This is a genomic window from Herbidospora sakaeratensis (genome assembly GCF_001570525.1).
GTDB lineage: Bacteria > Actinomycetota > Actinomycetes > Streptosporangiales > Streptosporangiaceae > Herbidospora > Herbidospora sakaeratensis.
On sequence record NZ_BBXC01000007.1, the window covers coordinates 548,854 to 567,583 of the forward strand.

Sequence of the window (18,730 nt, forward strand, 5' to 3'; positions counted from 1 at the left end):
CCGCCGTGGGACGCCTTCTGCTCGTGGTCCGGCTCGTGCTGGGCGACCTGCGCCGCCATCCCGGCCCCGCCGCGCTGCTGGTGTTGTCGACGCTCGTCGCGACCGCCGTGCTCAGCCTCGGCATGTCGTTGCCCGGGGCCACCGAGCGGCTCTACCTCCAGACCCGGGCCGCCACCGCCGGGCCCGACGTGGTCGTGGTCGCCCCCGGCCGGAGCCGGGCGGCCGACGCCGCGCTGAGGTCGCTGGAGGACGTGCCGGGGGTGGCGGCGCGCAGCCGGACGTACCGGACCTTCTTCACCGAGATCACCACCGGCGGCGGCGCGGTGCGCGCGGCGGTCCTCGGGGCCGACGCCGAACCCGGGCCGATCGACCGGCCGCTGGTGACGTCGGGGGCCTGGGTGCGCCCCGGCGGCGTGGTGGTCGAACGGGGCTTCGCCGGCGCGCTGCGCCTGCGCGTCGGCGACCGCGTCACCGTCGGCGGCCGGTCGTTCCCCGTGGTGGGCGTCGCGGTGACCGCCGCGCGCATGGTCTACCCGTGGGCCACGATGGGCGGCCCCGACGGCGGCCCCAGCGACCGGTCGGGCCTGGTCTGGCTGCACGAACGCGACACCCGGGCGCTGGCCGGGGCGGACGTCCCGGCGGCCTCCCTCGTCTACCTGCGGTTGCGCGACCCAGGGGCCACCGCGGCCTTCCGGGCGGTCTACCACGAGAGCCACGACCCGGCGGTCCGGCTCAACGCCTTCACCTGGCCGTTCATCGCCCACCAGGGCGCGGTCTACCTCCGCGACGGCCAGCCGATCCTGATCGTCGGCGGCTGGTTGCTCAGCTTCATGGCCGTCGCCGGGCTGAGCACCCTGGCCGCCGGGCGCGCCGCCGGGCAGGCCCGCCGCGCCGGGCTGCTCAAGGTGGTCGGCGCGACGCCGGGCCTCATCGCCGTCGTCCTGCTGACCGAATACCTCGCGCTGGCGCTGCTGGCCGACGCGGCGGGCCTGGCCCTCACCCGGCTGGTCGCGCCGCTCGTCGTCAACCCCAGCGGCAGCCTGCTCACCGCCGACGCCGGGCCGAGCGGCCCGATCGCCGCGATGACGACCGTCGTCGCCGTCGGCGTGGCGATCCTGACCGCCCTCGCCCCGGCGGTGCGGGCGCTGCGCACCGACGCCGTCACCACGCTCGCGCCCGCCGTCGGCCGCCCCGACCACCTGGTCCTGCTCAGCAGGCTGGCCGGGCTGCTCCCGGTGCCGCTGCTGCTCGGGCTGCGCCTCGTCGCCCGCCGCCCCGGCCGCGCGCTGCTGCACGCCGGGAGCGCGGCGACCACGGCCGTCGGCCTCACCGTCCTGCTGATGGTGGACGCCCAGCCCGACCAGGGCTGGGACTTCGGCGGCGTCACCGTCGCCGACCTCATGGACGACCGCTCCCGCCTCCTGCTGCTGGGCGTCACCGGGGCGATGGCCGCCCTCGCGGTGGTGAACACCCTCACGACGACCTGGACGACCGTGCGGGAGTCGCAGGCCACCATGGCCGTCGCCCGCACCCTCGGGGCCACCCCGGGGCAGGTCACCGCCGGGCTGGCCACCGCCCAGCTGCTGCCCGCCCTGCCCGGCGCGCTCGCCGGCATCCCCCTCGGCCTGTTCGCGCAGTGGTTCTTCGGCCACCAGAACACACCGCAACCCGTCACCCCGTGGGTGTGGCTGGTCCCGCCCGCGCTCCTGCTGGCCACCGCCGCCCTGGCGGCCGTGCCCGCACGGTTCGCGGTCCGCCGGCCGGTGGCCGAGACGCTCCGGGCGGAGGCCGCCTAGCACCGCCGCGGCTCACTCGCAGTAGTGCACCAGATCCTCGAGAAGACCGGGTCCGGTGGGCTCCCAGGAGAACCGGGCCCGGGTGAGCACGCCGGAGGCCGGGCTGTCCGCGGCGATGAGCGGAGCCAGCCAGGCGTACGAGACGGCCGCCTCCTCGGGCGTGAGCGACGCCACCGGGATCCCGAGCCGCTTCCCCACGGCCTCGGCGACGTCCCGCAACGGGACGCCCTCCTCGTGGACGGCGTGCAGCACCGACCCGGCCGGCGCCTCCTCCAGGGCGAGCACGAACAACCGGGCGGCGTCGGACCGGTGCACGGCGGGCCACCGTGCCTCGCCGACGAACCCCGCGCGCCCCGCGGCCCGGGAGGCGGCGACGTAGAAGGCCATGAACCCGTTGTCTCCCGCGCCGTGGACGGTGGGCGGCAGCCGCAGCACGGACGCGCGAGCCCCCTGCTGCTCCACCACCCAGCGCGCCGTTTCCGCCCGCCGATGGATCGGCGACTCCGACGCGGCGGGGAGGTCGCGCTCGGTGCCGATCCGGCCGGGAGCCAGCCCGAGCAGGCCGGACGCCAGCACGAACGGCCGCCCGGTGGTCCCCAGGGCCCCGACCATCGCCTCGACGGCCGCCCGATCGGCCCCGGCGGCTTCGGCGAATCCCCCGGAGAAGGCGACGTCGTGCTTGAACGCCAGGTGGACGACCCCGTCGGAGGCGGCCGCCGTTTCCCGGAGCAGGCCGAGATCGTCGAGGGTGCCGCGAACCACCTCCGCGCCCGCCTCGCCGAGCGTTTCTGCGGAGGCGTCGGAGCGGGCGAGCCCGACGACCGCATGCCCCCTGGCCAGCAGTTCCGGCACCACGGCCGATCCGATCCATCCCGACGCGCCCGTCACGAACACACGCATGATGTCTTGCTCCTTTGATGTCATGAACTGTCATCACAGTAGGCGATGTCAGTCTCTGACATCAAGACGACAGGAACTGACATCACCTAGACTTCGCCGCATGGCGAGATGGGAGCCGAACGCACGCGGCAGGCTCGAAGACGCGGCCCTGGACCTCTTCACCGAACGCGGCTACGACAAGACGACCATCGCCGAGATCGCCCAGCGCGCGGGCCTGACCGAACGCACGTTCTTCCGCCATTTCACCGACAAACGCGAGGTCCTCTTCGGCGGCTCGGCCCACCTGCACGACGTCCTCGTGGGCGCCGTCGCCGGGGCTCCGGCCGGCGCGCCGCCCCTGACGGTGGTGGCGAGCGCCCTGGAACAGGTGGGGACGCTGTTCGAGGAGCGCCGCTCCTTCGCGCGCCGGCGGCAGGCGGCCATCAAGGCCAACGCCGAGCTGCTCGAACGCGAACTGGTCAAACTGGCCGGGCTGGCCGAGGCCCTCGACGCGGCCCTGCGGGCCCGCGGAACCGCCGAAGGACCGGCGTCGGTCGCGGCCGAGACGGGCATCGCCCTGTTCCGGGCGGCCTTCACGTCGTGGATCGCCGCCGACGACGCGGCCGACCTCTCCGAATACATCCGCGCGGCCTTCGCCCGCCTCCACGCCCTCGCCCTCGCGTCCTCCCCGAAGTGAACGCGCGGCGGCGCGGGTTTGGGCGCCGCCGGGCGGACCCTCCGGAATGGCGACGGTGATGGCCGTGCGGTCCGGCCGCCCCTAACGTCGTGGCCGGTGACCGGGCGGGAGGGACGCGGATGCGGAGAACGGCGGAGCAACTGGCCGAGGACGGCGTCGTGGGCCTCATGGTCGTCTGGGCCGACAACAACGGCATCCCGCGCTCCCGGACGATCCCGGTCGAGCAGCTGCCGCAGGCGGCCGAGCGCGGCGTGGGCGTCAGCCCGCTGTTCGCGGTCTTCGACACGCACGACGGCATCACCTACGGCCCGCCGGGGCTGACCACCCCGTCGGGCGACGTGCGCCTCGTGCCGATCGCCGACCGGATCGTGCCGCTGGCCGGGCAGCCCGGCTTCGCGTGGGCCCCCGGGCGGCAGATCACCGCCGAGGGCGAGCCGTGGCCGTACGACCAGCGCGGGGTGCTGGAACGCCAGGTCGAGGCCGCCGCAGGGGCCGGATACGAGTTCCGGGCGGGCTACGAGATGGAGTTCCGCCTCAGCCGCGAGGACGGCCCCCTCCCGGTGGCCGGTCCCTCCTACAGCCCGCGCCTGCTGCTGGAGGTCGACGAGTTCGCCGCCCGGCTGATGGGCGACCTGCGCGCCAACGGGGTCGAGATCGGCCAGCTGCACGCCGAATACGGCCCCGCGCAGTTCGAGCTCAACATCGCCCCGGCCGACCCGGTCACCGCCGCCGACCGGCAGCTGCTCACCCGCCAGACCATCCACGCCGCCGCCCGCGCCCACGGGCTGCGGGCCTGCTTCGCCCCGCTGACCGACGGCGCGCGCGTCGGCAACGGCTGGCACCTGCACACCTCCGTCGCCCGCGACGGCGTCAACCTGCTCTCGGGCGGCGACGGCGTCCACGGGCTGACCGCCGACGGGGCCGCCTACCTGGCGGGGCTGCTGCGCGACCTGCCGTCCATCGCCGCGATCACCGCCCCCAGCGTCGCCTCCCTGCTGCGCCTGCGGCCCGGCTTCTTCTCCAGCGCCTACGCCTTCTGGGGCGTGGAGAACCGGGAGGCCGCGCTGCGGTTCGTGCCCTCCACGCCGTTGCTGGGCGCGGCCCACGCCAACGTGGAGCTCAAGCCCTCCGACGCCTCCGCCAACCCCTACCTGTCGCTGGCCGTCGTCATCGCGGCGGGCCTGGCCGGCATCGCCGACGGGCTCGTGCCCCCGCCGCCCGTCCAGGAGGACCCGGGCCCGTGGACCGACGAGCGGCGCACGGCGGCGGGCATCCGGCGGTTGCCCGCGACGTTCGCGGACCAGCACGCGGCCCTGCTCGGCAGCGACCGCGTGCGCGCCGTCCTGGGGGAGGAGCTCTTCGGCGCCTTCACCGTGGTGCGCGCGGCCGACCAGGCGTGGGCCGAGGGGCGGCCCGACGACGAGGTCATCGCCGCGCACCTGTGGCGGTACTGACGTCCGCCAGGGTCCAGGAGACCCGCGAGACCCAGAGCAGGGCGGCGATCGCCCCGACGGCGAGGGTCAGCGACCCGGCCGGACCGCCGCCCATCGCCCAGAGGTTCCCCACGAGGAGGGCCGTCCCGGCGACCCGGGAGGCGACCGCCCGGCCCCCCGCGCCGGCGCGGGAGAACCGGCGGCCCAGCACATAACAGGCCGCGATCAGCGAGAAGAAGGTGAGCGACCCGGCCGCCATGTGGCCGATCCCGGCGAGGCCGAGCTCGCCGGGCCCGGCCGGGGTCCCCGCGGGGAAGCCGTCGGCGGGGTCCATCACGAAGACCCCGGCGGCGATCATGCCGATTCCGGCGGCGGCGACCAGCCGGGGCGTCCAGACGCCGATCCCGGCGCGGCGCAGGCCGGCGGACCCGAGGAGCAGCAGGATGCCGCCGACCACGAAGTTCGTGATCTGGAGCCAGCCGAGCGAGCCGGTGCTCAGCAGGCTGAGCGGGTGGCGGGTCAGGTCGAAGCCCTCCCGCGTGGCGGCCTGGGCCAGCGCCACCGCCGACCAGAGCGGTCCGGCGACGGCGGCGCAGAGGAGCAGGGTGCGGGTGGTGGACGTGGTCATCGGGGACTCTCCGAGTTGAGGGGGCCGGTTCATCCGGGACGTCGACGATGCGATATGACGGGGAACGCCGCCGTTCCCTGTCACATCGGCGAATCGACGTACCGGCACCGACACCGGACGACGAACGGAGACCGAGATGCGTTACCTGATGCTGAGCCTGGCCGACGAGAACACCCCCGCCCCCGACGAGAGGCTGTTCGCCGAAATGGGCGCGTTCATCGAGGAGATGAGCGCCAAGGGCATCCTGCTGGCCACCGGCGGCCTGGAGCCCGGCGGGCTGCGGATGACCTCCTCGGGGGAGGAGTTCACCGTCACCGACGGGCCGTTCACCGAGGCCAAGGAGGTCGCGGTCGGCTTCGCCCTGGTCGAGGTGCGGTCGGAGGACGAGGTGCTGGAACTGGCCCGGCGCTTCCGCCGGATCGTCGGCGACGGGGTCAGTGAGATCCGCAGAGTCCAGTGATCGACGCCGTCTGGAGGCTGGAGTCCGCGAAGATCGTCGCCGCGCTGACCCGGCTGGTCGGCGACGTCGGCCTGGCCGAGGAGTTCTCCCAGGACGCCCTGGTCGCGGCGATGGAGCAGTGGCCCGCCGAGGGCATGCCCGGCAACCCCGGCGCCTGGCTGATGTCCGTGGCCAGGCGCCGGGCGATCGACCACATCCGGGCCGAGCGGCGGCACGACCGCACCCACGAGCAACTGGCCCACGACCTGCGCCACGACGACGACGACCACGAGCACGACCGGGACGACACGCTGCGGCTGATGTTCCTGTCGTGCCACCCGGTGCTGCCGCCTCCGGCGCGGGTCGCGCTCACGCTGAAACTGCTCGGCGGGCTGAGCACCGCGGAGATCGCCCGCGCCTTCCTCACCGGCGAGCAGGTGATCGCCCGGCGGATCGCCGACGCCAAGCGCACGCTCGCGGAGCACCGGGTGGGCTTCGACCTGCCCGGCCCCGACGAGGCGGCCGACCGGCTCGCCTCGGTGCTGGAGGTCGTCTACCTGATCTTCAACGAGGGGTACGCGGCCGCCTCCGGCGACGACCTGATGCGCCCCGGCCTCACCCTGGACGCGCTGCGCCTCGGCGGCATGCTGGCCGAGGCGGCCCCGCGGCCGGAGGTGTGGGGCCTGCTGGCCCTGATGGAGATCCAGGCCTCCCGGGCCGACGCCCGCACCGGCCCGTCGGGCGAGCCGATCCCGCTGCACGAGCAGAACCGGGGCCGCTGGGACCGGCTCCGCATCCGCCGGGGCTTCGCCGCCATGTTGCGGGCCAGGGAACTCGGCGGGCCGCCCGGTCCCTACCTGCTGCAGGCCGCCATCGCGGTCTGCCACGCCCAGGCGCCGACGGCCGAGGAGACCGACTGGGACCGGATCGTGTCCCTCTACGAGCTGCTCGTCCGGCTGACCCCGACCCCGGTCGTGCGGCTCAACCGGGCGGTGGCCGTCGGCATGGCGCGCGGCCCGCAGGCGGGTCTCGACCGGACCGACGACCTGACCGCCGACCCGGCGCTGCGGAACTACCACCTGCTCCCGGCGGTCCGGGCCGACCTGCTGCTGCGCCTGGGCCGCGCCGAACCGGCCCGGCGCGAGTTCCTGCGGGCGGCGGCGCTGGCCGACAACGCCGCCGAACGGGCCTTCCTGGAACGCCGCGCCGCCGACCTCCCGGCCGAGGAGCCCACCGGAGCGACGCTCGGCCCGGCCGTGGCCGAATTCCTGGCCGGGCTCGCCGGCCCGACGGCGCGCTCCTACGGCCAGACGCTGAAGCGGCTGCGCACGGCCCTCGGCGAGCAGACCCCGGTGGCCGAGCCGGCCCCCGCCGAGGTGGCCCGGGTGGCGACGGCGGCCTGGCACGGCACGGCGGCCCGGACCTGGAACCGGCACGTGGCGGCGCTGCGCTCCTTCTTCACCTGGGCCGGCCGGCCCGAGCTGGTCGCCGAGCTCACCCGGCGGCCCGAGCCCCCGCCGGAGCCCCGGCCGGCCGCGCCGGCGTGGCGCGACACGGAGGCCGCCCTGCGGGAGCGGGCCCTGTGGTGGCTGCTGCGCGAGTCGGCCGCCCCGGTGACCCGGGTGCTGGCCCTCAACGTGGAGGACCTCGACCTGGCGGACCGCCGCTCCCGTACCGGGATCACCTGGCGCTCCCGGACGGCCGCGCTACTCCCCGACCTGATCGGCGACCGCACCCGGGGCCCGCTGTTCCTCTCGGGACGCCGCCCCGCGCCCGCCCGCGCCCCCGCCGAGAGTGACCGGTGCCCTCACACGGGCCGCCGCCGGCTCTCTTACGAGCGTGCCGAGCGCCTGTTCAAACTGGCCACCGGCCACACCCTGTCTGACCTGAAAAGTCAGGACTAACAGCCACCTGTACACCCGAAAATCCCCGATTTACACTCCGGGAGAATGATCGGGGAGGTGGCCCGCCATGCTGGTCGGCGACGTCATGACGGCGTTCCCGGCGCACATCCGGCTCGGTTCGACCATCAGACGGGCGGCCGAAGTGGTGAGCGTCTCCGAGGTCGGGCAACTCATGGTCATCGACCATGACGGCAGGTTCGCCGGGTCGTTGTCCGAAGAGGATCTGGTGCGGGCCATGCTGCCCGGCTTCGACGACGTGACCGCCGGTGGCGGCACCCTCGCCGACGCGTTCCGGATCTTCCTGGAGAAGGGCCGCGCCCTCGCCGACCGGGTCATCGACCCGCTCGTCGTGCGCGACACGGCCACCGTGAGCCCGGCCGACGAACTGGCCAGGGCCGCGATCGTGATGATCGAGCGCGGGATCCGGAGGCTTCCCGTCGTCGATGGGGGGAATCTCGTGGGCACGCTCTCCCGCGCCGACCTGTGCCGTGCGGTGATCTACCATTCCTGAGCTGCGGCTGACCCTCACCGACCGGCACACCAAGGCGACCAGCCAGCGGGTGTGCACCCTGCCGGTCACCCTCGGCCGCGACGCCGGCGCGGCGGCCGTGGTGCTCGACGACGGCGCCGTCTCCCGGCGGCACGCCCGGCTCGAATGGGACGACGGCCAGCTGGCCCTCACCGACCTCGGCAGCTCCAACGGCACGTTCGTCAACGACACGAAGATCACCCGGCACGTGCTCCGCGCGGGCGACCGCGTCCGCATCGGCCGCTACGAGGTGACGTGGGCGTTCGTCGACCCTGACCGGACCACCACCCTCGACGCCGGCCAGCTGACCATGCTGCGCCCGGTCGGGCCGCCCCGCGTCGCCGCCCGCCGGGTGGTCGAGGGGGCCGAGGCGTTCAACCGGCGGGCCGGGCACGAGCTCGACGGGTTCCTGTCGTTCGCCCACGGATTCCTGCCCGCCGAGCCGCCGCTGCTCGCCTTCCCCGATTCCCATCGCGCCTGGGACGAGATGACCGCGCGGTTGCCCGAGTTGTTCCGGCGGTTGTCGCTGCGGCGGGCCTTCGACGCGATGCCGGTGCTCGACGCCCGGCCCGAGGCGCTGCCCGACCGCTACCTGCTGCGCGCCTCGACGATGCTCGGCGTGTTCGCGCACGCCTACCAGTACATGGCCGTCGACCCGCCGAAGGCGCTGCCCGACTCCCTGCTGCGGCCCTGGACGACGGTCTCGCGGCGGCTGGGCAAGAAGACGCCCGCCGTGTCGTACATCGACCTGTTCTTCTACAACTGGCGGCTGCGCGACCCGGCCGGGCCCAGGGTCCTCGACAACATGGACCTGCTCGTGCCGACCTGGGACAACGCGGCCGAACGTGTCTTCTACCTGGTCACCACCGAGTTCGCGATGGGGCTCACGCCGGTGCTCGGCGCGATGGTCGAGGCGCAGGAGGCCGTCGTCGCCGACGACCCGGCCGCTCTGGAGCGTTCCCTCCTGGTCATCCTCGACCGGCTCCGGTACGTCACCCAGGTCGTCTATCCGCAGATCGACCCCAACCCGCGCGGCCGCAGCCCGCTCGACCAGGTGCTCTGGGCCAAGACGGTCGGCACGGCCGGCGTCCCGATCTTCGACGGCGCGCCCAGCCCGAGCGGCACCGCCCAGCCGCAGGTGCACGCGATCGACGCCTTCCTCGAACGCCGCGACTTCGGCTCGATGGTGGGGCAGCAGAGCACCTACCTGGCCGGCTTCTTCCCCCGGCACTGGAAGGAGCTGGTCGCCGCGCTCCGCGAGGTGTCGGTCCGCCAGTACGTCGAGGACACCCGCGACAGCACCCTGCGCGGCGTCTACAACGCGATGCTCGACGCCTACGTGGGTGACCGGGGCTGGATGGGGCTGCACCGCATCAAGGCGTACGGCTTCCTGGAGGTCGCCTTCAAGGTCGGCCGCCAGGTGACCACCGGCGCCCGCTTCACCGGCCTGTTCAAGGACCGGACCTGGGACAAGGTCGACGGCGAACTGGCCGTCGTCCGGGAGGAGCGCCGCCCGCCGGTCGGCGCGCCGGTGGTGTTCGGCACCGCCCGCCGGGGCCGCGTGGTCACCGGCGACGCGGGCTCCTGGACGTGCTACCTCGACCTCGACGTCACCGGGCAGGGCGTGCACCACCTGCCGGGCGACCGGGTCGGCGTGCTGGCCGAGAACGACGACGACCTGGTGCGCCGCACCGTCGCGGCGCTCCAGGCGACCGGCGACGAACTGGTGCCGCTCACCCCCGAGTGGCGCACGGCGGTGGCCGGCCGGGCCGGGTTCGGCGAGGCCGACGTGCTGCCGCTGCGCACCCTGCTGCGCTTCGCCCGCCTGCGGCCCATCGGCCGCGAGGTGGCCAAACGGCTGATCAGACTGACGGCCGTGGGAGCCTGGCAACGCGTCGTGGACGCCCGCATGGAAGACCAGTGGGAGCTCTGGGACGTCCTGAACCTGCTGTACGCGGGCGGCTACGACGTCACCCGGATGTGGAAGGCCGACCTGCGGGAGAAGGACGCCCTCTGCCGGGTGGTGCCGCCCGAGCCGTTCCGCCTCTACTCGATCGCCTCGGCCCCGCCGCCCGGCGAGGCGGCCACCACGTTGCGGCTGGTGGTCGCCGGTCTCGGCTACACCTCGGCCCGCACCCCGTGGTCCTACCCCCGGGAACGGCGCGGCACGGCCTCCCACTTCCTGCGCCGCGCCGCCCAGGAGGGCCGCCGCCAGTTGTCGTTGAAGATCGTGCCGACGCCGAGGTTCCGGCTGCCCGCCGACCCCTCCCGGCCGGTCGTGATGTTCGCGGCCGGTTCCGGCATCGCGCCGTTCCTCGGCTTCGCCGCCGCCCGCACCGGGCCGGGGGAGAACCGGCTCTACCTGGGGATCCGGTCGCCGGAGGAGTTCGTCCACCACCCCGATCTGGAGACCGCGGCGGCCGAGGGCCGCCTGCGGTTGTCGGTGGCGTTCAGCCGCGCCGACGCCGGCGTCACGTTCGACGGCGCCCGGCACGTCGTCGGGGCCGGCCGCCGCCGCCGGGTCGACGACGTGATCCGCGCCGAGGCCGACGACCTGTGGGCGCTGCTGGAGCGCGGCGCCCACGTCTACGTGTGCGGCAGCGCGCGCTTCGCCGTGGCCGTGCTCGACGCGCTGGCCGGGATCGTGCCCGGCGACGGCCGCGAGTTCCTGCGGCGGCTGACCGCCGACGGGCGGCTGAGCCAGGACGTCTTCACCACCTACCTGGGCCACGCGCAGCAGGGCCCCCGCTTCGACGTGTCGGAGCTGGCCCGGCACACCACGCCCGAGGCGGGCTACTGGATGGCCATCGGCGGAGCCGTCTTCGACGTCGGTGAGTTCCTCCACCTGCACATCGGCGGGCCGCACATCGTCCGCAACCACGTCGGGCTCGACGCGACGGCGGCGTACCGGAAGATCCTGCACCACGCCCACGCCGAGATCGACGCGCAGCTCGCCATGTACCAGATCGGCCACCTGCGCCGGCTGGAGTTCGGCGCGAAGTGGGGGGTGGTGCTCACCGAGGAGGGGCTGCGGGCGCTGCCGCTGGAGGAGCTGTTCCGGACCTGGGTCCGGTTCGTCTACCTGCTGGTCGGCATGGAGAACGCGCTGACCGCCGACTACGCCTTCACCACCATGGCCGCCACGGCGGGCGAGAACCCCGGCGAGCTGACGCCGTTCAAGGCGCAGTTCGTCGTCGAGGCCCACCGGCGGTTCCTGGTCAGCTACCTCGACGGCCTGCTCGGCGACGACCTGCGCACCCTGTGGCAGCTCACCGCCGGGTTCTGCGACCCCCATCTGGACCTGCGCTCCTACGACGCCGACCTGGCGGCGCTGGCGGCCCGCCCCGAGACCACGCTGGTCACGACCACGGTGTCGGCCGTGCGCGACCTCGACTTCCCGAGCGTGGCGACGCTCTGCCGCGCCTACGCCCACCACGACGTCCGGCTGCTGCGCGACCTGAAGGCCGCGATCCTCGACGGCCTGCGGGCCTTCGAGGTCCACGAGGCCGACGTCGTCGAGCGGGCGGGCGCGACGCTGCTGGGCGCGGTCGGCGAGGCCCTCGGCGCGGTCGCCGCCTACTACCGGCGGCTGGCCGACCTGACCCGCGCCCAGGGCGTCACCGCCGACGACGCCGCCGAACAGCCGATCCCGCCCGACCGGGGCATCCCCGGCCACGGCGGCCCGCTGCCCGTCTGAGACCTCAGCCGTTCAGCAACGACAGCGCCTTGCGCAGGGCCGGGTCGCGGCCGGTCGCCAGATCCAGGGCGGTCATCGGGGCCTGGTGGTCGGCCGGGACGCCGACCAGGTCGATGAGCTCCTTCCGGGGGCCGAGATGGCGCACCGACGGCAGCACGACCACGCTGCCGTCGTTCAGCAGCCACCCGCCGGCCGGACCCGAGATGGCGCCCGCCGTCCGGGTGCCGACGATCGGGCCGATCCCGAGGTCCTGGACGGCCGAGCTGAAGCCCTCGCAGGCCGACGCGCACCGCCGGTCGGTCAGCACGACGAGCCGGGCGCCGAGCAGGGGCACGGTGTCGTCGGTCATGTTGGGCGTGCAGGAGCCGTCGTACGCGCAGAAGTAGCTGGTGACCTCACCATGGGCGAACGCGCCGAGCAGCCGGACGACCTCCCTGGGGGAGCCGCCGCCGTTGCCGCGCAGGTCGAGCACGACCTTCTTCGGGCCGCCGCGCAGCGCCGCGATCACCTGGTCGGCGGCGCCGTCGTAGAAGCCGGACAGCGTGACGTGACGGACCCCGGAGACGTCCCGGACCGTCGGCACGCGCTCCGGACGCGTCAGCGGGCCCTCGGTGAGCTTCACCGTGCGCACCCGGCCGGTCGTGGGCCGCTTGAGGGTCATCGTGAACGACGGCCGCTGCACCTGCTCGACGAGCAGCGGGTTCAGCGTGTCGCCGATCCACACGGGCACCCCGTCGATCGCCTGGACGATGTCGCCCGGCCGGACGCCGGCCTTGTCGGCGGGGCTGTCCTCGACGACGTCGGTGATGAAGAACGGCGGCCGGGCCGCCGGGTCGAGGCCCGGCCCGCTGATCCCCGACGCGCCGACGATGCCGGTCCCGGCGGGGCCGTCCTCGCCCGGCGGCTCGGGCACCTGGTACCGGGCGTGGTTGTCGCGCAGCCCCGCGACCATCCCGTCGATGGCGGCGCGCAGCGCCACCGGGTCGCCCGCGCCGAGCGCCTTCGCCGCGGCGGCCCAGTCGGCGTCGCGGTCGCCGGTCAGCGCGGGCAGCCGCAGCCCCCCGACGTCGGCGCCGCGCTTGTGCAGGTTCCGCGTGTACGCGGCGAACGCGTCCCGCAGCAGATCCGAGGTGCGCAGGCCGGGCCCGCTGTAGTAGTGGTCGAGCACGCAGAAGAACGCCTGCCCGAGCGTGTCGACCGAGGTCGGGGGAGGAGAGGCGGGCGGCGGCCCCGTCATGCGGGCGCACGCCGGCGGGGCGGCGGCCGCCGGAGCGGCGGGGGCGAGAGGCACGGTCAGGAGGGCGGCGAGGGCCGCCGCGGCCAGCAGCTTGGTCATGTCGCCGAATGTCCCGGGCGGCGCGTTGCGCGGCGGTGACGGAAATCGTTGACGCCGCCGTAACCTCCGGCCCGGTAGGAACGGGGCATGCGAGTTCTGGTGGTGGAGGACGAACACGACCTGGCCGACCTCGTCGGCGAGGGCCTGCGGCGCCACGCCATGGCCGTCGACGTCGTCTACGACGGCGCGGCGGCGGCCGAACGCCTCGCCGTGCACGACTACGACGTGGTCGTGCTCGACCGCGACCTCCCCGAGGTGCACGGCGACGACCTCTGCCGCGACCTGGCCGGACGCGGCAGCCGCACCCGCATCCTGATGCTGACCGCGGCGGCCTCGGTGCCCGAGCGGGTGGCCGGCCTCGGGCTGGGCGCCGACGACTACCTGCCCAAGCCCTTCGACTACGCCGAACTGGTGGCCCGGGTCCGGGCCCTCGGGCGGCGCAGCCGCGAACCGGTGCCGCCCGTGCTGACCCGCCACGGGATCGTGCTCGACACCCTGCGGGTGCAGGCCGCCAGGGACGGGCGGCACCTGCACCTGTCGCTGAAGGAGTTCGCCGTCCTGGAGGCGCTGCTGCGCGCCGACGGGGCGGTCGTCAGCGCCGAACGCCTGCTGGAGCTGGCCTGGGACGAGCACGCCGACCCGTTCACCACGGTCGTGCGGGTCGTGGTCAGCCGGTTGCGCGGCAAACTCGGCGACCCGCCGTGCATCCGGACCGTGCCCGGGGCGGGATACGCGCTGTGAGGACGATCCGGGTCCGGCTGGCGCTGACGTACACGGGGCTGTTCCTGCTGACGGCCGCGGTGCTGCTGGTGAGCGTCAACCTGTCGCTGCACCAGCGGCTCCGGTTCGAGACCCGGCCCCTGGCGCCCCAGGCCCCCTTCCCGGGCGGGTCGCCCGTCCGGCCCGCGCCGGTGCGGCCGAGGCTGGTCGAGGAGGTCGTCACCTACCAGTGGGAGGTGGCCGGCGTCGCCATCGTGGTGATGACCCTGGTGTCGCTCGCCGTCGGCTGGTTCTTCGCCGGGCGCATGCTGCGGCCGGTGCACCGCATCACCGCGACCGCCCGCCGCCTGTCGTTGTCGAACCTGCACGAACGCATCGCGCTGGCCGGTCCGCGCGACGAGCTCCGCGAGCTGGCCGACACCTTCGACGAGATGCTGGCCCGGCTGGAACGTTCGGTCGAGGGCCAGCGCCGCTTCATCGCCACCGCCTCCCACGAGCTGCGCACGCCGCTGGCCGTGCAGCGGGCCGCGATCGAGATCGGGCTGCCCGACGACGTCGGCCCCGTCAAGGACAAGCTGCTGGCCGCCAACCGGCGCAGCGAGCGGCTCATCGACGCCCTGCTGGTGCTCGCCCAGGCCGAGCACGGGCTCGAAGCGCCGGAGGAGGTCGACCTGGCGGAGGTGGTCAGGCTCGCGGCGGCCGAGCTCGACCACGACGACGTGACCGTGACCGTGACGGCCGGGCCGTGCGTGGTGCTCGGCGACCGCACGCTGCTGCACCGCCTGGTCACCAACCTGGCGGGCAACGCCGTGCGCCACAACGTGCCCGGCGGGACCGCCGGGATCACCCTGGCCGGGGGCGTGCTGCGGGTGACCAACACCGGTCCCCACGTGCCGCCCGAGCGGTTCGGCGACCTGTTCGCCCCGTTCCGGCGCATCGGCACGACCCGGACCCAGGGCGCCGGCCTGGGCCTGTCGATCGCCGACGCCATCGCCCGCGCCCACGGAGCCCGGATGGACGCGCGCCCCAACCTGGGCGGCGGCCTGGAGCTCGTCGTCAGGTTCCCGCCGGTCAGCTGACCCCGAACCGCGACATCACGCGGGACAACACGGCCGACTGGTCGCCGCCGCCGGTCCGGTCCCAGACCCCGCCGGCCAGCAGGTAGCGCTCCCCGGCCACGAACGCGGTGCCGGCCCGCGACATGGCCTCGATGCGCCGCCGGACGTGCGGCCGGCGGGAGAACGCGCCCATCCGCAGGGGCAGCACCATCCAGCTGGTCAGCGTGTAGCCGCACGCGCGGGCGTGCGCCAGCACCGAGCACGGGTCGGCGTACGACGAGATCATCATCAGCACGGTGTCGAAGCCGGCCGACAGGATGCGCTTGCTGATGCCCGCGCCCGTGTGCCCGCCCGACAGATGAGGGAAGGCCGGGCGCTCCTCCGGATGGGGGAGATACGGCGGATTGGCGACCACGCAGCGCCGTTTCTCGCCGGGGTGGATACCGGCGAAGAAATCGCCGTGGCGCACTTCGTAACGCCCGGTCAGGCCGGTCTGGTGGATCAGCTCGCGGGCGGACGCGGCGGACGTCTCGTCGAGTTCGAAACCGCGCATCCGGCCCTGGAAATCGATGCGCTGAATGGTGCTCACCATGGCCCGACCAGAGCCGGCGCCGAATTCGTGGACGTGTCTCATCGCAGGTCGGCACGTGAGGAGCTCCTCTACACAGAGCCCGTAGAATTCCGACTCCTCGTGATCATAAAAAGCGAGCATTCACGCTCCTCGATTACTCGAATCGGCGATTCATTTCGGCGTACCCGGACGCTCGGAGGCCATGTCGGAAACGGGGGAGAATCTCTCCCCAACGTTAAATCCGGGGGGTGGTAAAAAGGCGGACAAGTTATTCGTGCCGGGTCGCCGGGTATTTTCCCGTCGGCCGGATCGTCCACAGCGGTTTTCCCGCATGACAGGCAGGTGCGCCGCCCATGGCCGTCCAGGAGCCGATCACCTCACCGCTCGCGCCCGTCAAACGGGGCAAGGGCGCCGTCATCGTGTCGTGGCTGACCACCACCGACCACAAGGTGATCGGGTACATGTACCTGATCTCCGCCTTCGGCTTCTTCCTGATCGCCGGGATCATGGCACTGGTCATCCGCGCCGAGCTGGCCCACCCGGGCCTGCAGATCGTCTCCAACGCGCAGTACAACGAGCTGTTCACCCTGCACGGCACGCTCATGCTGCTGCTGTTCGCCACCCCGCTGTTCGCCGGGTTCGCCAACGTCGTGATGCCGCTGCAACTCGGCGCGCCCGACGTGGCCTTCCCCCGGCTGAACGCGGTCAGCTTCTGGTTGTTCCTGTTCGGCGGCCTCGGGGTGACCGCCAGCCTCTTCAACGCCGAGGACGGCCCGTCGTTCGGCTGGACGGGCTACACGCCGCTGTCGACCGGGCCGTTCAGCCCGCAGATCGGCGGCGACCTGTGGATCATGGGCCTGGTGCTCTCGGGCCTGGGCACGATCCTGGGCGCGGTCAACTTCATCACCACGATCATCACCATGCGGGCGCCCGGCCTGACCATGTTCCGGATGCCGATCTTCACCTGGAACATCCTGCTGACCAGCGTGCTCGTGCTCATCGCCTTCCCGGTGCTGGCGGCGGCGCTGCTGGTGCTGGAGGCCGACCGCCGCCTGGGCGCGCACGTCTTCGACGCCGAGGTCGGCGGCGCGATGCTCTGGCAGCACCTGTTCTGGTTCTTCGGGCACCCCGAGGTCTACATCGTGGCGCTGCCGTTCTTCGGCATCGCCACCGAGATCATCCCGGTCTTCAGCCGCAAACCGCTCTTCGGGTACGTCGGCCTGGTCGGCGCGACCATCTCGATCACCGGCCTTTCGGTCACCGTCTGGGCGCACCACATGTTCGCCACCGGCCGGGTGCTGCTGCCGTTCTTCTCGTTCATGTCGTTCCTCATCGCGGTGCCGACCGGGGTGAAGTTCTTCAACTGGGTCGGCACGATGTGGCGCGGCCACCTGTCGTTCGAGCCGCCGATGTTGTTCGCGGTCGGCTTCCTGGTGACGTTCCTGTTCGGCGGCATCACCGGCGTCATCCTGGCCAGCCCGCCCCTCGACTTCCAGGCCCACGACTCCTACTTCGTGGTGGCCCACTTCCACTACGTGCTGTTCGGCACGGTGGTGTTCGCCATGTTCGGCGGCTTCTACTTCTGGTGGCCCAAGTGGACCGGCCGCATGCTCGACTTCCGGCTCGGCCGCTGGCACTTCTGGCCGCTGTTCATCGGCTTCCACACCACGTTCCTGGTGCAGCACTGGCTGGGCATCTCGGGCATGCCCCGCCGGTACGCCGACTACAGCGCCGTCGACGGCTTCACCACCCTGAACGTGGTCTCGTCGGTGGGCGCCCTCATCCTGGGCATCTCGACGCTGCCGTTCCTGTTCAACGTCTGGTACACCGCCAAGTACGCCCCGAAGGTGGAGGTCGACGACCCCTGGGGCTTCGGCAACGGCCTCGAATGGGCCACCTCGTGCCCGCCGCCGCGGCACAACTTCCACCGCATCCCGCCCATCAGGTCGGAGCGGCCGGCGTTCGACCTCAAGTACCCCCACGTCACCCGGCGCGGGATCCCCAGTGGATGACGAGCGGGTGCTGGCCGAGATGGCCAGCCGCCTGCGCGAGCAGGACCGGGCCTTCGCGGCCCGCATCGACCGGCTGAACGCCACCTGCGCCGCGATGGCCCGGGGGCGCTTCCAGTGGGAGGTCAGCCGGACCGAGGTGACCCTGGTCGTGCTGGCCACGCTGCTGACCGCCGTGCTGATGGGCGTGGTGGCGGTGCTCGTCCACCGGGATCAGCCGAGCACGCAGAACTCGTTGCCGTCGGGGTCGGCCATGAGCACCCGGCCCTCGGCGGCGCCGAGCCGGGTCGCCCCGAGGGCGGTCAACTGGTCGATCTCCACCTGGACGAGGTCGAAGTGCAGCCGGTTCTTCCCGGTCTTCGCCGCTACCGGCGGGCCGCCCCAGGTGATCTTCGGGCCGCCGTGCGGCGACCTGATGGCGGTCTCCTCGTTCTGGTCCCACACCAGGGGCCAGCCCAGGGCCGCGCTCCAGAAGTAGCCGACGGCCTGCGAGCCGTCGCACGCCAGCGCCCCGATGAACCCGCACTCGGCGAGGAACCGGTTGCCCGCCTCGATGACGCAGAACTCGTTGCCCTCGGGGTCGGCGAGCACGACGTGCTCCTCCTCGGGCAGCTGGCCGACGTCGAAGTGCCGGCCGCCCAGCGCGAGCGCCCGGGCCACGGTCTCCTGCTGCTCCTCGAACGAGCCGCTGGTGAGGTCGAAGTGCATCCGGTTCTGCCGGGTCTTCGGCTCGCGCGTCGGCAGGAAACGCAGGCGGAAGCCGGTGTCGTCGGCGGGCAGCAGGGTGGTGTCGCCGTCGGCCTTCCAGCCGAGGAACTCGCCCCAGAACCGGGCGAGCGCGGGCGGGTCCTGCGCGTCGACGCAGAGTGCGGCGAGCTGAGGGGTCATGCGGCCACGCTAACCAGGTGGAATGTGGCGGTTCTACTTATTTTCTCCGTAACGCATCTGTAACGGTTGAACCGCCCGGTCTGGTGTGTTTCTGATGTGAACGCTAACAATCTCAAGAGAAAAGCCCCTGGCTGAGCGGTGTTCGA

General features: G+C 73.4%; 15 protein-coding genes. 10 read left to right on the top strand and 5 right to left on the bottom strand.

Going from position 1 to position 18,730, the window contains the following annotated elements:
• Nucleotides 1-5: 5 nt before the first annotated feature.
• On the top strand, nt 6-1,796 hold the full coding sequence (locus AW271_RS02330; RefSeq protein WP_062330968.1) for an ABC transporter permease: 1,791 nt from the start codon (nt 6-8) through the stop codon (nt 1,794-1,796).
• Between the two features lie 12 nt (nt 1,797-1,808).
• Here the strand turns inward: AW271_RS02330 and AW271_RS02335 are convergent, their stop codons facing one another.
• On the bottom strand, nt 1,809-2,696 hold the full coding sequence (locus tag AW271_RS02335) for an SDR family oxidoreductase (RefSeq protein ID WP_062330970.1): 888 nt from the start codon (nt 2,694-2,696) through the stop codon (nt 1,809-1,811).
• A gap of 100 nt (nt 2,697-2,796) precedes the next feature.
• Between AW271_RS02335 and AW271_RS02340 the strand changes: the two genes are divergently transcribed.
• Entirely contained in the window at nt 2,797-3,372 is a 576-nt protein-coding gene (locus tag AW271_RS02340; protein WP_062330971.1) for a TetR/AcrR family transcriptional regulator, read from the top strand.
• Nucleotides 3,373-3,491: 119 nt separating this feature from the next.
• Nucleotides 3,492-4,826: a type I glutamate--ammonia ligase gene (locus AW271_RS02345; RefSeq protein ID WP_062330973.1), complete on the top strand. Its 1,335-nt coding sequence runs from the start codon at nt 3,492-3,494 to the stop codon at nt 4,824-4,826.
• Here AW271_RS02345 and AW271_RS02350 read toward each other — a convergent pair.
• Nucleotides 4,798-5,433, bottom strand: a complete 636-nt coding sequence (locus AW271_RS02350; RefSeq protein WP_083975980.1) for a DUF998 domain-containing protein — start codon at nt 5,431-5,433, stop codon at nt 4,798-4,800. The two genes, AW271_RS02345 and AW271_RS02350, sit on opposite strands and share 29 nt — an antisense overlap.
• A gap of 136 nt (nt 5,434-5,569) precedes the next feature.
• Between AW271_RS02350 and AW271_RS02355 the strand changes: the two genes are divergently transcribed.
• From AW271_RS02355 to AW271_RS02370, 4 genes are all read left to right on the top strand, one after another.
• Nucleotides 5,570-5,893 (top strand): YciI family protein, encoded by a 324-nt coding sequence (locus tag AW271_RS02355; protein WP_062330978.1) that lies wholly within the window; start codon nt 5,570-5,572, stop codon nt 5,891-5,893.
• Nucleotides 5,890-7,776, top strand: a complete 1,887-nt coding sequence (locus AW271_RS02360) for a sigma-70 family RNA polymerase sigma factor (protein WP_062330981.1) — start codon at nt 5,890-5,892, stop codon at nt 7,774-7,776. The genes AW271_RS02355 and AW271_RS02360 overlap by 4 nt, the downstream gene beginning before the upstream one ends.
• A 67-nt stretch (nt 7,777-7,843) precedes the next feature.
• The gene (locus tag AW271_RS02365; protein WP_062330985.1) at nt 7,844-8,287 is read left to right on the top strand and encodes a CBS domain-containing protein; all 444 of its coding nucleotides are present in this window, start codon (nt 7,844-7,846) and stop codon (nt 8,285-8,287) included.
• A gap of 49 nt (nt 8,288-8,336) precedes the next feature.
• Nucleotides 8,337-12,002: an FHA domain-containing protein gene (locus AW271_RS02370; protein ID WP_062330988.1), complete on the top strand. Its 3,666-nt coding sequence runs from the start codon at nt 8,337-8,339 to the stop codon at nt 12,000-12,002.
• Nucleotides 12,003-12,006: 4 nt separating this feature from the next.
• On the opposite strand, the gene AW271_RS02375 is transcribed toward AW271_RS02370, so the two are convergent.
• Nucleotides 12,007-13,338, bottom strand: a complete 1,332-nt coding sequence (locus tag AW271_RS02375) for a S41 family peptidase (protein ID WP_062330991.1) — start codon at nt 13,336-13,338, stop codon at nt 12,007-12,009.
• 87 nt (nt 13,339-13,425) lie between these two features.
• Here AW271_RS02375 and AW271_RS02380 point away from each other — a divergent pair, with 87 nt between their 5' ends.
• Together AW271_RS02380 and AW271_RS02385 are read left to right on the top strand one after the other, a co-directional pair.
• A complete protein-coding gene (locus tag AW271_RS02380) occupies nt 13,426-14,079 on the top strand; it encodes a response regulator transcription factor (RefSeq protein ID WP_062330994.1) in 654 nt (217 codons plus the stop codon).
• Nucleotides 14,076-15,137, top strand: a complete 1,062-nt coding sequence (locus AW271_RS02385; RefSeq protein ID WP_062330999.1) for a sensor histidine kinase — start codon at nt 14,076-14,078, stop codon at nt 15,135-15,137. The genes AW271_RS02380 and AW271_RS02385 overlap by 4 nt, the downstream gene beginning before the upstream one ends.
• Here AW271_RS02385 and AW271_RS02390 read toward each other — a convergent pair.
• On the bottom strand, nt 15,130-15,708 hold the full coding sequence (locus AW271_RS02390; RefSeq protein WP_083975982.1) for a hypothetical protein: 579 nt from the start codon (nt 15,706-15,708) through the stop codon (nt 15,130-15,132). The two genes, AW271_RS02385 and AW271_RS02390, sit on opposite strands and share 8 nt — an antisense overlap.
• 332 nt (nt 15,709-16,040) lie before the next feature.
• On the opposite strand from AW271_RS02390, the gene ctaD reads away from it, so the two are divergent.
• Nucleotides 16,041-17,699, top strand: a complete 1,659-nt coding sequence (gene ctaD / locus AW271_RS02395; RefSeq protein ID WP_062331005.1) for an aa3-type cytochrome oxidase subunit I — start codon at nt 16,041-16,043, stop codon at nt 17,697-17,699.
• 210 nt (nt 17,700-17,909) lie between these two features.
• Here ctaD and AW271_RS02400 read toward each other — a convergent pair whose 3' ends face one another.
• Nucleotides 17,910-18,584 carry a VOC family protein gene (locus AW271_RS02400; RefSeq protein WP_062331008.1) on the bottom strand — a complete coding sequence of 225 codons (675 nt, stop codon included), beginning with the start codon at nt 18,582-18,584 and terminating at the stop codon, nt 17,910-17,912.
• Nucleotides 18,585-18,730: the final 146 nt, after the last annotated feature.